At 60.0% G+C, this 13,614-nt stretch carries 13 protein-coding genes; 3 read left to right on the top strand and 10 right to left on the bottom strand.

Annotated features, from left to right (window positions below; genetic code table 11):
* Positions 1–140 precede the first annotated feature (140 nt).
* On the bottom strand, positions 141–605 hold the full coding sequence (locus HU749_RS07690) for a ferritin-like domain-containing protein (protein ID WP_014336925.1): 465 nt from the start codon (positions 603–605) through the stop codon (positions 141–143).
* Between the two features lie 207 nt (positions 606–812).
* Between HU749_RS07690 and HU749_RS07685 the strand changes: the two genes are divergently transcribed.
* Together HU749_RS07685 and HU749_RS07680 are read left to right on the top strand one after the other, a co-directional pair.
* A complete protein-coding gene (locus HU749_RS07685; RefSeq protein ID WP_014336924.1) occupies positions 813–1,049 on the top strand; it encodes a DUF3820 family protein in 237 nt (78 codons plus the stop codon).
* Positions 1,050–1,065: 16 nt separating this feature from the next.
* Positions 1,066–2,253: an aminotransferase class V-fold PLP-dependent enzyme gene (locus HU749_RS07680; protein WP_186651925.1), complete on the top strand. Its 1,188-nt coding sequence runs from the start codon at positions 1,066–1,068 to the stop codon at positions 2,251–2,253.
* 238 nt (positions 2,254–2,491) lie between these two features.
* On the opposite strand, the gene HU749_RS07675 is transcribed toward HU749_RS07680, so the two are convergent.
* Genes HU749_RS07675 through zwf form a run of 3 tightly spaced genes read right to left on the bottom strand, consistent with a single transcriptional unit; the run spans position 2,492 to position 5,344 of the window.
* Positions 2,492–3,157 (bottom strand): bifunctional 4-hydroxy-2-oxoglutarate aldolase/2-dehydro-3-deoxy-phosphogluconate aldolase, encoded by a 666-nt coding sequence (locus tag HU749_RS07675; RefSeq protein WP_013692437.1) that lies wholly within the window; start codon positions 3,155–3,157, stop codon positions 2,492–2,494.
* Between the two features lie 17 nt (positions 3,158–3,174).
* Positions 3,175–3,888, bottom strand: a complete 714-nt coding sequence (gene pgl, locus HU749_RS07670) for a 6-phosphogluconolactonase (protein WP_186651926.1) — start codon at positions 3,886–3,888, stop codon at positions 3,175–3,177.
* Positions 3,875–5,344, bottom strand: a complete 1,470-nt coding sequence (zwf, locus tag HU749_RS07665) for a glucose-6-phosphate dehydrogenase (protein WP_046065410.1) — start codon at positions 5,342–5,344, stop codon at positions 3,875–3,877. The genes pgl and zwf overlap by 14 nt, the downstream gene beginning before the upstream one ends.
* A 196-nt stretch (positions 5,345–5,540) precedes the next feature.
* Between zwf and HU749_RS07660 the strand changes: the two genes are divergently transcribed.
* Complete coding sequence (locus HU749_RS07660) at positions 5,541–6,401, top strand: MurR/RpiR family transcriptional regulator (protein ID WP_170842276.1); 861 nt, start codon at positions 5,541–5,543, stop codon at positions 6,399–6,401.
* A 140-nt stretch (positions 6,402–6,541) separates the two neighbouring features.
* On the opposite strand, the gene HU749_RS07655 is transcribed toward HU749_RS07660, so the two are convergent.
* The 6 genes from HU749_RS07655 to HU749_RS07630 form a co-directional block, all read right to left on the bottom strand.
* Positions 6,542–7,396: a D-hexose-6-phosphate mutarotase gene (locus HU749_RS07655; protein ID WP_014336920.1), complete on the bottom strand. Its 855-nt coding sequence runs from the start codon at positions 7,394–7,396 to the stop codon at positions 6,542–6,544.
* A 261-nt stretch (positions 7,397–7,657) separates the two neighbouring features.
* Positions 7,658–9,004: a carbohydrate porin gene (locus HU749_RS07650; protein ID WP_046065411.1), complete on the bottom strand. Its 1,347-nt coding sequence runs from the start codon at positions 9,002–9,004 to the stop codon at positions 7,658–7,660.
* A 127-nt stretch (positions 9,005–9,131) separates the two neighbouring features.
* Entirely contained in the window at positions 9,132–10,292 is a 1,161-nt protein-coding gene (locus tag HU749_RS07645) for an ABC transporter ATP-binding protein (RefSeq protein WP_014336918.1), read from the bottom strand.
* 2 nt (positions 10,293–10,294) lie between these two features.
* Positions 10,295–11,140 (bottom strand): carbohydrate ABC transporter permease, encoded by an 846-nt coding sequence (locus tag HU749_RS07640; protein WP_003198539.1) that lies wholly within the window; start codon positions 11,138–11,140, stop codon positions 10,295–10,297.
* Positions 11,133–12,041: a carbohydrate ABC transporter permease gene (locus HU749_RS07635; RefSeq protein WP_003198535.1), complete on the bottom strand. Its 909-nt coding sequence runs from the start codon at positions 12,039–12,041 to the stop codon at positions 11,133–11,135. Before HU749_RS07635 ends, HU749_RS07640 begins: the two co-directional genes overlap by 8 nt.
* Positions 12,042–12,220: 179 nt before the next feature.
* Complete coding sequence (locus HU749_RS07630) at positions 12,221–13,522, bottom strand: ABC transporter substrate-binding protein (RefSeq protein WP_057448916.1); 1,302 nt, start codon at positions 13,520–13,522, stop codon at positions 12,221–12,223.
* Positions 13,523–13,614 lie beyond the last annotated feature (92 nt).

Genomic DNA, 13,614 nt, shown 5'->3' with positions numbered 1-13,614 from the left:
AGGTGATTGTCGCCCCACCATGCGAAGGCTTTCGTGGCGAGGGAGCTTGCTCCCTCGCCACACGAGTGTTCACCTTAAATCTGAGTCGTCCCCACAAAAAACGCCAGCAAGCTGGCGTTTTTTTCGATCAGGACGCGTTGTTAGCTGGCGCGCGCCTGGTTACGCAGAGCCTTGACCTGGTCATGGTTGCGTTGCACACCGTGGTACTGACGCTCAACCAGATCACGGATACCCACCAGGTTGTGTTTGCTGATTTTCTCCAGCGCTTCCTTGTAGGCCTTGAGCGCATGGTCTTCGCCACGCTCGGCTTCGTTGAGCACCGCTTCTTCATCCTTACCGGTGAACATGGATTTCACGTCCACCCAACGACGGTGCAGGTCACCAGCAACGCTGGTGGAGGTTTCCGGATCGCCGCCCAGGGAACGAACCGCCGCTTGCAACTCGGCCGCAGCGGTCGCGCAATCCGCAGCACGTTGAACGAACAGCGCCTTGAGTTGTGGGTGCTTGATGTCTTGAGCACAGGTCTTGAAGCCTTCCTGGCCATCTTTGCTGGTCTCGATCAGGTCGTTCAAGACGGAGATGGATTCTTTGTTGATGTCAGTCATTTTTCAGTTCCTTTGCTGGGTGAATAGAAAACCTGCAAGGGATATTGCATCGGCCATGCCAGCCCAAGAACCTGATTAATTTCATTAAAAATCAATTAGTTATCAAAAAACAAGATAACTGTATCCGCGTTATTTGCATGATCTGTCATTTGGCCTGCATGCAGAATGCCTGTATTTTCGAAGCAGATTCGAATCAAGACGATTGCCATGAACCCGGAAAAGCTCGAATTGCTCATCACGCGTCAAATGCCGTTCGGCAAATACAAGGGTCGAATCCTGGCTGACCTGCCCGGTCAATACCTGAACTGGTTCGCCCGCGAGGGTTTTCCTCACGGTGAACTGGGTGGTTTGCTGGCACTGATGCAGGAAATCGATCACAACGGGCTGTCGGACCTGCTCGATCCATTGCGCGCCAAACACGGCAAACCCAAGCCTCGCCCCTGATCAGTTGAGCCCCGTCATGCCCGAAAACACGCTACGCGCCCATGATGAAGCTTTCTGGCATACGTTTGTCGGCCGCTACGACATCGATCCCGCCGGGCCACTCAATCTGGAAAATGGCTACTTCGGGCGCATGTCCCGCACCGTGGTGGAGGAGTACCAGCGCAACATCGAATTCATCAACCGGGGCAACTCGGTGTACGTGCGCCAGCATTTCGACCGTGAACACGGCGAAGCCATTCGTCGGCAGGTAGCCCGGCTGATCCACGCTTCACCCCAGAGCGTCGGGTTGGCCGGCAGTGCGGTGGATGCCTTGCAGACGCTGATTCGCAACTACAACGGCCTCAAGCCGGGCGATCAAGTGCTGATCTGTGATCTGGAATATGCCTCGGTCAAAAGCGCCATGCGCTGGCTGGCCCGCCAGCGTGGCGTGGAGGTGATCGAAATCGTCCACCAGCACCCTGCCAGTTTCGAAAGCCTGGTGGGCACTTATCGCGAAGCGTTCATTCGCTACCCACGCCTCAAGCTGATGGCGCTGACCTACGTCAACCACCTCACCGGGCTGGTGATGCCGGTCCAGGCCATTGCCGAGAATGCCCGCGAGTTCGCCGTCGACATCATCCTCGACGGGGCCCACGCCCTGGGCCAGATCGATTTCGACCTGAAGAAGCTCGGGATCGAATTCGCCGGGTTCAACCTGCAGAAGTGGATCGGCGGGCCCCTCTCCCAGGGCTTCCTGTACATCGCCCCGCAGCGCTTGGCCGACATCGACCCGGACATGGACGAAGACAGCTACCCCGCCACCGACGTCCGCTCACGTACGCCCCACAGCACGCCCAACATCCCTGCCTTGCTCACCCTGCCGCTGGTCTTCGAAGAACACCAGGCCCTGGGCGGCGCTTCGGCCAAAGGCGCGCGCCTCTGTTATCTGCGTGATCTGTGGGTGAGCGCCGTGCGCGATGTGCCGGGCATCGAAGTCATGACCCCGGATGACCAGCGTCTCTATTGCGCGATCACCGCGATGCGCTTCACCGCCCACGCCGATCAACAGGCGATGGCCGATCGATTGCTCAATGAGCACGGGATCTTCACGGTGGTGCGCCACACCAGCGTCGGGCCGTGCATTCGCATTACCCCGGGGCTGATTACCTTGGCGAGTGATATCGAGCGGTTGACCCAAGCACTGCTCGAACTGAGCCGTACCTAGATCCCTTGTGGCGAGGGAGCTTGCTCCCGCTGGGCTGCGCAGCAGCCCCAAAAAGGCACAATGAGACTGACCTGGCGGACCGCGGTGACAGATTTCAGGACTGCTTCGCAGCCCAGCGGGAGCAAGCTCCCTCGCCACAGGAATTTTGTGCTGCCATAAAAACCCAGGCAAAAAAAACGGCGCGCCGACCAAGCGCACCGTAAAACCGTAGAACACCCAACGAGGTTCGGTAAAACAATCAGTCCAGCAGCGCCAAGGCCTCGGCGGTGCATTCCTGAATGCGGGCCCAGTCGCCGTTCTTGATCCACTCAGGATCGAGCATCCAGCTTCCGCCCACGCACATCACGTTTTTCAACGCCATGTAGCTCTTGATGTTGGCCGGGCTCACGCCGCCGGTCGGGCAGAATTTCACTTCGCCGAACGGACCACCCAAGGCCTTGATGGCCGCGACGCCGCCGCTGACTTCGGCCGGGAACAGTTTGAAGCGGCGATAGCCCAGGCTGTAGCCTTCCATGATGCCCGAGGCATTGCTGATGCCGGGCAGTAACGGGATAGGGCTGTAGACGCTGGCCTCGAGCAGATCACGGGTGATGCCCGGAGTGACGATGAACTGCGAACCGGCCGCCTCGGCGGCGTCCAGCATGTGGCGGTCGAGCACCGTGCCGGCACCGGTCACCAGTTCCGGACGCTGCTCGCGCAGCACCTGGATGGCCTTGAGGCCGTATTGGGAACGCAGCGTCACTTCCAGCGCCGTCAGGCCACCGGCAGCCAGGGCATCGGCCAGCGGCAGGATGTCCTGTTCACGGGCGATGGTGATCACCGGCAGGATCCGCGCCTTGGCGCAGAGGCTGTCGATCAGGGCAACTTTGTCCGCCATGGAAACGGTCGGGGATGGGTTTGTCATAGCGGCTGATCCTTGGTTCATGGGCACCAGTAAATCTCTAACGTAGGTTGCAAAAACGCGCGGATCGGCATTTCGGCGACATCGTCACCCGCCACCGCAGCGTTCAAGGTGGTCAATTTCGACTGACCGGAAATCGACAGCACTTTGTGTTGCGCCGAAGCCAGCAAGGCGCGGCTCATGGTCAAGCGCTGGTGCGGCACGGTCGGCGCCAGCATCGGCCAGCAGCGACGTGTGCCATTGGCGTCCAGGGCCTGGGCCAGGTTCGGGCTGCCAGGGAACAGCGAGGCGGTGTGCCCGTCATCGCCCATGCCCAATATCAGCACATCGATCGGCGGCAACTCGGCCAACAGACGATCGGCCTGCTCGGCAGCCGCTTCCAGGTTGGCACTGGCGCTGTAAAGGCTCAGGAACTGGGCCTTGGCTGCCGCGCCTTGCAGCAGGTAACGCTTGAGCAGGCCGGCGTTGCTGTCGGCGTGTTCAACCGGTACCCAGCGCTCGTCGGCCAGGCTGACCACCACTTTGGACCAGTCCAGCGCCTGCTTGGCCAGGTGCTGGAAAAACGCCACCGGGCTGCGGCCACCGGAAACCACCAGGGTCGCCGCACCGCGTGCCTCGATTGCATTGCGCAACTGCTCGGCCACGTTCAGCGCCAGGCCCTCGGCAAGCACCACCGGGTTCTTGAATTCATGGGCGCTAACGCCCTGCGGCAGTTTCAATTCAGATATCGCCATACCATGACCTCCCATCCCGCGTGATCAGTGCAATGGAGCTCATCGGCCCCCAGGACCCAGCCGCATACGGCTTGGGCGCATCACCGGATTTTTTCCACCCGGCGATCAACTGGTCACACCACGTCCACGCGGCTTCAATTTCATCTTTACGGACAAACAGGTTCTGATTGCCGTTCATGACTTCCAGCAACAACCGTTCGTAGGCATCGGGAATCCGTGCGCTGCGATAGGTGTCGGAGAAGTTGAGTTGCAACGGACCGCTGCGCAATTGCATGCCCTTGTCCAGGCCCTGCTCCTTGGTCATCACTCGCAAGGAAATCCCTTCGTCCGGTTGCAGGCGGATGATCAGCTTGTTGCTGATCTGCAAGCGCTGCTCGGGCGCGAAGATGTAGTGGGACGGTTCCTTGAAGTGGATGACGATCTGCGACAACTTCTGCGGCATGCGCTTGCCGGTACGCAGGTAAAACGGCACCCCGGCCCAACGCCAGTTGCGGATGTCGGCGCGCAGGGCAACGAACGTCTCGGTGTCGCTCTGGGTGTTGGAGTTGGGTTCTTCGAGGTAGCCAGGCACTGCCTTGCCCTCGCTGTGGCCGGCGATGTACTGGCCGCGCACCACCTGGGTGGTCAGGCCTTCCGGGCTGATCGGCGCCAGGGCCTTGAGCACCTTGACCTTCTCGTCACGGATGCTGTCGGCGGACAAGTCGGCCGGTGGGTCCATGGCGATCAGGCACAGCAGCTGCAGCAGGTGGTTCTGGATCATGTCCCGCAGTTGGCCGGCCTTGTCGAAATAGCCCCAGCGGCCTTCGATACCGACCTTCTCGGCCACGGTGATTTCCACGTGGGAAATGTAGTTCTGGTTCCACTGGGTTTCGAACAGGCTGTTGGCAAACCGCAGTGCGATCAGGTTCTGGACCGTCTCTTTGCCCAGGTAATGGTCGATGCGATAGGTACGGTTTTCCGGGAAGAACTGCGCCACGGCGTCGTTGACCTTGCGCGAAGACTCCAGGTCCGAGCCGATGGGCTTCTCCAGCACGACACGGGTGTTTTCGCTCAAACCGACCTTCGCCAGGTTCTCGCAGATCGCCCCATACACCGCCGCAGGGGTGGCGAAATAGGCAATGACCTGTTGGGTCGAGCCGGCCGCTTCGGCCAAGGCGACGTAATCGTCGGTCTTGAGGAAATCCACGTGCAGGTAGGTCAATCGTGCCAGGAAGCGCTCGAGTACGCCTTCGTCCAGGTCTTTTTCACCGACGTAGCGCCGCAGTTCGGCGGTGATGAATGCCAGGTGCTGCTGCTCGCTGCCGGGTTCACGGGCCAGCGCAATGATTCGCGTGTCCTCGTGCAACAACTGGGCGCCATCGAGCTGATACAGGGCAGGAAAGAGCTTGCGCAAGGCCAGATCGCCCAACGCGCCGAACAAGGCAAAGGTGCACGGTTCAACCGTAATCGAAGGCATGATGTTTGTTCTTTTATCAAGTTAAACTACAAATACCTTTTTTCAAGGTATCACTCAAGGAAAAATGTAGTAATAACCACAACATTTTTCGAAAATACCGATTCCGAGTGGTGGTCCGTCGGAGCCATCAGTAGGATAGGCCACCGCAAAGGGTCGTATCAAAGACCCGTCTTCCTAGGAATCTTGTATGGACCGCGTGCGAAATTTACTGGAACAGATCCAGAGTCGCCTTGAAGACCTGAACAAGGCCGAACGCAAGGTGGCCGAGATCATCCTGCTCAACCCGCAGCAGGCGACCCGCTTCAGCATCGCCGCCCTCGCCCAGGCGGCTTCGGTCAGTGAACCGACCGTCAACCGTTTCTGCCGCTCGTTTGGCGTCAGCGGTTACCCGGAACTCAAGCTGCAACTGGCCCAAAGCCTGGCCAGCGGCGCTGCTTATGTGAGCCGTGCGGTGGAGGCCGACGACAACCCGGAAGCCTACACCCGGAAAATCTTTGGCAGTGCCATTGCCTCATTGGACAGCGCCTGCCAGGCCCTTGATCCCAATTTGATCAGCCGCGCCGTGGACCTGCTGATCCAGGCCCGGCAAATCCACTTCTTCGGCCTCGGCGCCTCCGCCCCGGTGGCGCTGGATGCCCAGCACAAGTTTTTCCGCTTCAACCTGGCGGTGACCGCCCACGCCGACGTACTGATGCAGCGCATGATCGCGTCGGTGGCCCATACGGGCGAGCTGTTCGTGATCATTTCCTACACCGGTCGTACCCGCGAGCTGGTGGAAGTGGCGCGCATCGCCCGGGAAAACGGCGCGTCGGTGCTGGGCCTGACCGCCGAAGGCTCGCCATTGGCCAAGGCCAGTACCCTGAGCCTGAACATTCCCCTGCCCGAAGACACTGATATCTATATGCCGATGACCTCACGGATCATCCAGCTCACCGTACTGGACGTGCTCGCCACCGGCATGACCCTGCGTCGGGGCGTGGACTTCCAGCCGCATCTGCGCAAGATCAAGGAAAGCTTGAACGCCAGCCGATATCCGGTAGGGGATGAGTTCAACTGACCGAGCCTGATTGCTTTATTGCCTGATAAGCCGTCATCGCGAGCAAGCTCGCTCCCACACTGGATCTTTGGTGTTCACAAAACCCCTGTGGGAGCGAGCTTGCTCGCGAAGGGACCATTAGTCTCACCCACTAACCTGAATCAAGCCCCCACTCGCGCCTGCAAACTCAAATGCGCCCGCTCCCCCGGCGCCAGGCACAAGCTGTCGGTGCCGCCACTGGCCGCTTCGACGCAGACGAATTCGCTGACCTCATCCCAACTCACCCCCAGCAACGGCCGTGCGCCGGGATGCCAGACCACGGTGTCGGCGCTGTCGCCGGTGTCGATGCACAATTCGCGCTGCCAGGCGTGGTCCTTGAGCTGCAACTCCCCCTCATGCTGGAACACCCGCTGGCAGCCACCCTCGACCCGCAACTCGCCTTCCTGCTGGCAAACAGCACGGCTCAACTGGTCATAGCCCTGGGCGCCTTCGAGACCAGACAGCGCTACCTCACCGACGTCACCGATACGCCAATAGGCGTGCAAGGCCTGGCTCAACTGGCATGGCAGACTGTCCTGGTGCTCGGTGCTCAAGCGCAATTCCATGCGTTCACCCAGGTCCGCATGCAGGTCCACTTGCCAGTCGCACAACTGCAGTTGCCAGTGCAAATGCACACCGTCGTCATCACTGCGGCTGTCGAGCAGTTTCCAGTCGATCAACCGCGCCCAGCCGTGGGACGGCCAGGCGTTTTCGCTGGGATGGCGGCCATACCACGGCCAGCACACCGGCACCCCGCCGCGTATCGCCCCCACTTGCGGCCACTTGGACGCGCACCACAACCAGGGTTTCTGGCCTTTGGGCTGAAAATGCAGCAACTGTGCGCCCTGGCGACTGAACACCGCCTGACACAACGGGTGATCGATCACCAACACATCGCGCTGCCGATAGCGCTCCCACGCGAACACCGGGCGTTCGCGCAAGGATCTGAAAAAGCGTTGTAGCGGATGCTCATGCATGGGCCGCGGTCCTGGAAATCACTGAGTTACCGATCTGTCTGCGACACTGATTGTGGCGAGGGGATTTATCCCCGCTGGACTGCGAAGCAGTCCCAAAGCAGTGACTGAAACACCTAGGCGCCTGTTTTAGGGCCGCTGCGCGGCCCAGCGGGGATAAATCCCCTCGCCACAGGTTCTGTGCCAGCCACCTTGCAAAAAAAAGCGGACAGCCTTGGCCGTCCGCAAATATGCGCACATAGAGAGGAGCTTATCGCAACAGCGTTAGAACACCGACTGAATTTTCAGGCCGGCCACCAGCGCGTTGTCGACTTCATCCACACCACCTGGATGAGTGATGTATTGCAGGTTCGGACGCACGGTCAGCCAGTTGGTCACGTGGAAACCGTAGTTGATCTCGTAGTTGTACTCAGTGCTGCGCAGCGGCGAGAACAGCGGATCATCGTAGTCGCTGACGCCATTGGCGGCGTTGACCAACTCGGCGTTTTTCTTCACGTCTTCGTTGACATGGATACGCGAGAAACCGATCCCGACATCGTCTTTTGGACGTGCATCGAACGGCCCCTTGTACACGAACATCAACGACTGGTAGTTGTCGACGACGTTGGTTTCCTTGTCATGGAAAGTCGCATTGGCCGCGATGTTCAGGCCGCGCGAAGCATCACCGTTGTGGCTGGTGAGCTGTTGTTGCACGACGAGCCAGTAGCCGTCCTTGCTGCTGTGGCTGCGATAGGCGTTGCCGGTGGTCGCGGCGTCGTTGCCATCCTCGTCCTCACGGACGTCATCAGCCTTGGCCGTACTTTTGTAGTAACCGACACGGTATTCACCCGGCAGGTTATTGATCTTGGGGGACCAGACCAACTCGACCGGAATAAGGGTACCCTTGGTACCGCTGCCGCTGAGCTTGTAGCGGTTGTTGTTTTCCAGTTGCGAAGGGTTCTGGTTGTAGGCGCCGATTTGCGCATAGAGCTCAGGCGTGAGGTTGTATTTGACGCGAATCGCCGCCTGCATGATCGGCCAGTTGTACCAGATGCCGGTCGCCCAGTTACCCGCTTGCGAACCGCAGAACGCCAGGTTCTGGAACTCGCACGGGAAGGTGTTGAAGTCTTCGCCCTCACCGAAATAACCGGCTTTGACATCCAGTTTGCTGTCGAAGTACTTCTGCTTGATCCACAACTGGGTCAGACGCGTGGTTTGCCCACGGCCCCAGACTTCCTGGGAGGAACTGAGGGTACCAGCACGTGGATCACCGATACGGTCGTTGGAGATGTTGCGACCGTCACGCCGGGTGAACTGGATCTTGGCTTCCGTATCACCCCAGCCCGCCAGTTTTTCCAGGTCGAGCGCGACCCCCAGGCCAAACTGCTGGGACCAGCGCGCGGTCTTGTCATCGTTGTAGCCGCCGTGGAGGTTGGCGCCCATCTCGCCGACGAAGTCAGCCTTGATATCGATACCTTGCTCGATCAGCTTGGTCCGTTCGCCACCCCAGTCACCCGTCATCCACTGCGAATCGGCGCTGAACGCGTCGGCAGCGTGTGCGCTACCGGCCAGCATCATCGCCGCAACGGCTGACAACTGGCAGATAAGCTGGGCGTTATTTTTCTTCTTCATCCCTACATCCTCGTCTTTATTGTTATTAACTGTTTTTATCTAACGCGGTTTACAACGATTGCGGCGGATGTCCCCATCCACCGCATACTCCTTCCTGTGGAAGCAGGCCTGCTCCCACATTTGTTCTTCATCGACCTTTGAACTGCGCCACGTTCGCCGATCGGGCATCGGCTTGCGGCTGGCCGGCCACGCCCAGGCGTTCGCCGGACTTGGCGTCGAACAGCAGCACTTTCGATGGATCGAATTGCAGCGTCAGGGTCTCCCCGACTTGCGGCGCCACGTCCGGCGCCAGGCGGCAGCAGACCTTGGTGTCGTTGAGGTTGACGAACACCAGGGTGTCCGGCCCGGTGGGCTCGGTGACCTGGACTTCGGCGCGAATGGTCGGCAAGCCATTGGGCTCGCTGCCGGCCAGCATGATCTGCTCCGGGCGCATGCCCAGGATCACTTCGCGGTCCTCCAGGCCGGCGTCCTGCATGCCCATCGGCAGTTCGCAACGGGCCTGGCCGCTGTCGAGCAGCGCCAGCAGGCGACCGTCCTTGCGTTGCAGGCGCAACGGGATGAAGTTCATCGGTGGCGAACCGATGAAGCTCGCCACGAACAGATTGGCCGGGTTGGTGTAGATGTCTTTCGGCGTGCCGAACTGCTGGATGATCCCGTCCTTCATCACCGCCACTTTGTCGCCCAGGGTCATGGCTTCGATCTGGTCGTGGGTCACGTAGACCGTGGTGGTCTTCAGGCGCTGGTGCATCAGTTTCATTTCGGTACGCATCTCGACCCGCAGCTTGGCGTCGAGGTTGGACAGCGGTTCGTCGAACAGGTAGATCTTCGGCCGCCGCGCCAGCGCCCGGCCCATGGCCACGCGCTGTTGCTGGCCGCCGGAAAGCTGGCCGGGCTTGCGGTTGAGCAAGTGCTCGATCTGCAGCAGCTTGGCCACGCGGGTGACCTCTTCGTCGATGTCCGACTGTTTCATCTTGCGGATTTTCAGGCCGAACTCGATGTTCTCGCGCACGCTCATGGTCGGGTACAGCGCGTAGGACTGGAACACCATGGCGATGTCGCGATCCTTCGGGCTCATGCCGCTGACGTCCTGATCGCCGATCATGATTGCGCCGCCGGTGATGGTCTCGAGGCCGGCGATGCAGTTCATCAGCGTCGACTTGCCGCAGCCCGAAGGCCCGACGAGGATCAGGAACTCACCGTCCTTGATCGACAACTCGATGTTCTTCAGGGTGTCCGGCAGGCCGGCACCATAGGTCTTGTTTACGTTGCGAAGTTCAAGCGTTGCCATGATTACCCCTTGACTGCGCCGGCCGTCAGACCGCGCACGAAATACTTGCCTGCGACCACATAGACCAGCAGGGTCGGCAGCCCGGCGATCATCGCCGCCGCCATGTCCACGTTGTATTCCTTGGCCCCGGTACTGGTGTTGACCAAGTTGTTCAGCGCCACCGTGATGGGCTGCGAATCACCGCTGGAAAACACCACGCCGAACAGGAAGTCGTTCCAGATCTGGGTGAACTGCCAGATCAGGCAGACCATGATGATCGGGGTGGACATCGGCAGGATGATCCGCCGGAAGATGGTGAAGAACCCCGCACCGTCCAGTCGCGCCGCCTTCACCAGTGCATCGGGAATGCTGACGTAGTAGTTGCGGAAGAACAGCGTGGTGAATGCCAGGCCGTAGACCACGTGCACGAACACCAGGCCCGTGGTGGTACTGGCCAGGCCCATCTTGCCGAGGGTGAACGAGGCCGGCAGCAGGACGGTCTGGAACGGCAGGAAGCAACCGAACAGCAACAGGCCGAAGAACAACTGCGAACCGCGAAAACGCCACATCGACAACACGTAGCCGTTCAAGGCACCGATGGCGGTAGAGATCAGCACCGCCGGGACGGTGATCTTGATCGAGTTCCAGAAGTAGCCGTCGACGGTGGCCCAGGCCTTGACCCAGCCGATACCACTGACCACGGTCGGCCAGCTCAGCAGGTTGCCGGTGCTGATGTCTTCCGGCGTCTTGAAGCTGGTCAACAGCATGACCACCAACGGCACCAGGTAAAGCAGTACGGCGAGGATCAGCACCGCGTAGATGGCGATGCGACTCAGGCTGATGGAAGGTTTGGCAGCGAGACTAGTCATGACGCTTGGTCCTCAGCTCGGAGTACAGGTAAGGCACGATGATTGCGAGAATCGCACCGAGCATCAGGATTGCACTGGCCGAGCCCATGCCCATCTGACCGCGACTGAACGTGAAGGAATACATGAACATGGCTGGCAGGTCGGAGGAGTAACCGGGGCCACCGGCAGTCATCGCCGCCACCAGGTCGAAGCTCTTGATCGCGATGTGCGCCAGGATCATCACGGCGCTGAAGAACACCGGGCGCAGGCTCGGCAGCACCACTTTCCAGTAGATGCGCGGCATGCTTGCGCCATCGATCTGCGCGGCACGAATGATCGATTGATCGACACCCCGCAGGCCGGCCAGGAACATCGCCATGATGAAGCCCGAGGCCTGCCAAACCGCGGCGATCACCAGGCAGTACACCACGCGATCCGGGTCGATCAGCCAATCCAGGCGGAAGCCTTCCCACCCCCAGTCACGCAACAATTTGTCCAGGCCCATGCCCGGGTTGAGCAGCCATTTCCAGGCCGTACCGGTGACGATCATCGAGAGCGCCATCGGGTACAGGTAAATGGTGCGGATGAAACCTTCGCGACGAATGCGCTGGTCGAGGAACACCGCCAGCAACACGCCGATCACCAGGGTGATGCCGATGAACAAACCGCCGAACAGTGCCAGGTTCTTGCTCGCCACCCACCAGCGGTCGTTGTCCATCAGCCGCGCATACTGCGCCAGGCCTGCCCATTTGTAGTTCGGCAGGAACGTCGAGGTGGTGAACGACAGAACGAACGTCCACAAGATATAGCCATAGAAGCCCACCAGGACGATGAACATGCTCGGCGCCAGCACCAGTTTCGGGAGCCAGCGCTGCAATGCATCGAACGGCGAGGCCTTGCTGAACACAGCAACAGAACTCATGGGAAGATCCAGTACAAGAGAAAAAGACTACAGAACATTCCCTGTGTGGGAGCGGGCTTGTGTGGGAGCTGAGCTTGCTCGCGATGAAGGCACCTCGGTCTTTCCAATGACCGCGTTATCGTGCATCGCGAGCAAGCTTTGCTCCCACAGGCTCGCTCCCACAAAGGAAGCGGTGCTAATTACTTGGCTGACTGAACCGCTGCGCCCAGTTTCTTGGCAGCATCGGCAGGGTCGGCTTTCGGGTCGTTGATGTAGTTGGTCACCACATCGAAGAACGCACCCTGTACGGCCAGCGTGGTCGCCATGTTGTGCGCCATGCTTGGCTGCAGGCCGCCGGACTTGGCGTCCGTCAGGAAGTCCTTGGCAGCGGTCTGGGCACAGGAATCGAAACCGTACTTGGCCATGTCGCCGAGCATGTCGTTACGAACCGGGATCGAGCCCTTGTTGATGCTGAAGACTTTCTGGAAGTTCTCGCCCAACACGACCTTGGCGATGTCCTGCTGGCCAGCCGCAGTGCCTGCGTCCTTCTGCTTGAACACCGCCAGGGAGTCGATGTTGTAGGTGAAGGCCTTGTCGGTGCCCGGGAAGGCGACGCACTCGTAGTCCTTGCCGGCGACTTTCTTCGCCGCGGTCCACTCGCTCTTGGCCCAGTCACCCATGATCTGCATGCCGGCCTTGCCGTTGATGACCTTGGCTGCTTCCAGGTTCCAGTCCTGGCCCTTGCCGTCGGCGTCCATGTAGGTCGCGACTTTCTTCAGCTCGGTCAGCGCCTTGACCATTTCAGGGCCAGTCAGCGCCTTGTTGTCCAGGTCGACCAGGGCTTTCTTGTAGCCATCAGCGCCCATGACCGAGAGCACCACGGCTTCGAATACGGTGCTGTCCTGCCAAGGCTGGCCACCGTGGGCGAGCGCAATAAAGCCCGCGGCCTTGAGCTTGTCACCGGCCGCGTAGAATTCTTCGAGGGTGGTCGGGTTCTTGGTGATGCCGGCTTTCTTGAAGACTTCCGGGTTGATCCACAGCCAGTTGACGCGGTGGATGTTCACCGGCACGGCGACGTAGTCACCTTCGTACTTCACGGTATCGGAGACTTTCTTGTCGAGCAGGCTGTCCCACTTCTCGGCCTTGGCCACGTCTTTCAGGACGTCGCTGTCGAGCAGCCCGGTGGACGCCCATTCCTGGATGTCCGGGCCCTTGATCTGGGCGACGCCAGGTGGGTTGCCGGCCACGGCACGGCTCTTGAGCACGGTCATGGCAGTGGAACCGCCACCACCGGCGACAGCGCCGTCCTTCCAGGTAAAGCCGTCTTTTTCTACCTGGGCCTTGAGCACATCGACCGCGGCTTTTTCGCCACCCGACGTCCACCAGTGAACGACTTCCACGGAACCTTTCGATTCGGCGGCAAGGGTAGTGACAGGGAATGCTGCGACGGGAAGCAAGGAAGCAAGAGAAATGACAGTAGCGAGGCGAGAAATCGCATTCATCTAGAATTACCTTTCTTGTTGTTATGCATGCAAGTCTGGTGCTTGCGCTGCATGGATTCTAATCAGAGGGAATCCCTTCGCAGGTAACGAAG

Source organism: Pseudomonas ogarae, from assembly GCF_014268695.2.
GTDB lineage: Bacteria > Pseudomonadota > Gammaproteobacteria > Pseudomonadales > Pseudomonadaceae > Aquipseudomonas > Aquipseudomonas kilonensis.
Note: the sequence above shows the minus strand (reverse complement) of the source record. Positions and strands in the feature narration are given on the sequence as shown.

Coding starts and splice junctions, on each gene's coding strand:
- HU749_RS07650 (WP_046065411.1), bottom strand. CDS start 9,004: ATGAAGAAGAAAAATAACGCCCAGCTTATCTGCCAGTTGTCAGCCGTT.
- HU749_RS07685 (WP_014336924.1), top strand. CDS start 813: ATGAACCCGGAAAAGCTCGAATTGCTCATCACGCGTCAAATGCCGTTC.
- zwf (WP_046065410.1), bottom strand. CDS start 5,344: ATGCCTTCGATTACGGTTGAACCGTGCACCTTTGCCTTGTTCGGCGCG.
- HU749_RS07630 (WP_057448916.1), bottom strand. CDS start 13,522: ATGAATGCGATTTCTCGCCTCGCTACTGTCATTTCTCTTGCTTCCTTG.
- HU749_RS07680 (WP_186651925.1), top strand. CDS start 1,066: ATGCCCGAAAACACGCTACGCGCCCATGATGAAGCTTTCTGGCATACG.
- HU749_RS07675 (WP_013692437.1), bottom strand. CDS start 3,157: ATGACAAACCCATCCCCGACCGTTTCCATGGCGGACAAAGTTGCCCTG.
- HU749_RS07645 (WP_014336918.1), bottom strand. CDS start 10,292: ATGGCAACGCTTGAACTTCGCAACGTAAACAAGACCTATGGTGCCGGC.
- pgl (WP_186651926.1), bottom strand. CDS start 3,888: ATGGCGATATCTGAATTGAAACTGCCGCAGGGCGTTAGCGCCCATGAA.
- HU749_RS07655 (WP_014336920.1), bottom strand. CDS start 7,396: ATGCATGAGCATCCGCTACAACGCTTTTTCAGATCCTTGCGCGAACGC.
- HU749_RS07640 (WP_003198539.1), bottom strand. CDS start 11,140: ATGACTAGTCTCGCTGCCAAACCTTCCATCAGCCTGAGTCGCATCGCC.
- HU749_RS07690 (WP_014336925.1), bottom strand. CDS start 605: ATGACTGACATCAACAAAGAATCCATCTCCGTCTTGAACGACCTGATC.
- HU749_RS07635 (WP_003198535.1), bottom strand. CDS start 12,041: ATGAGTTCTGTTGCTGTGTTCAGCAAGGCCTCGCCGTTCGATGCATTG.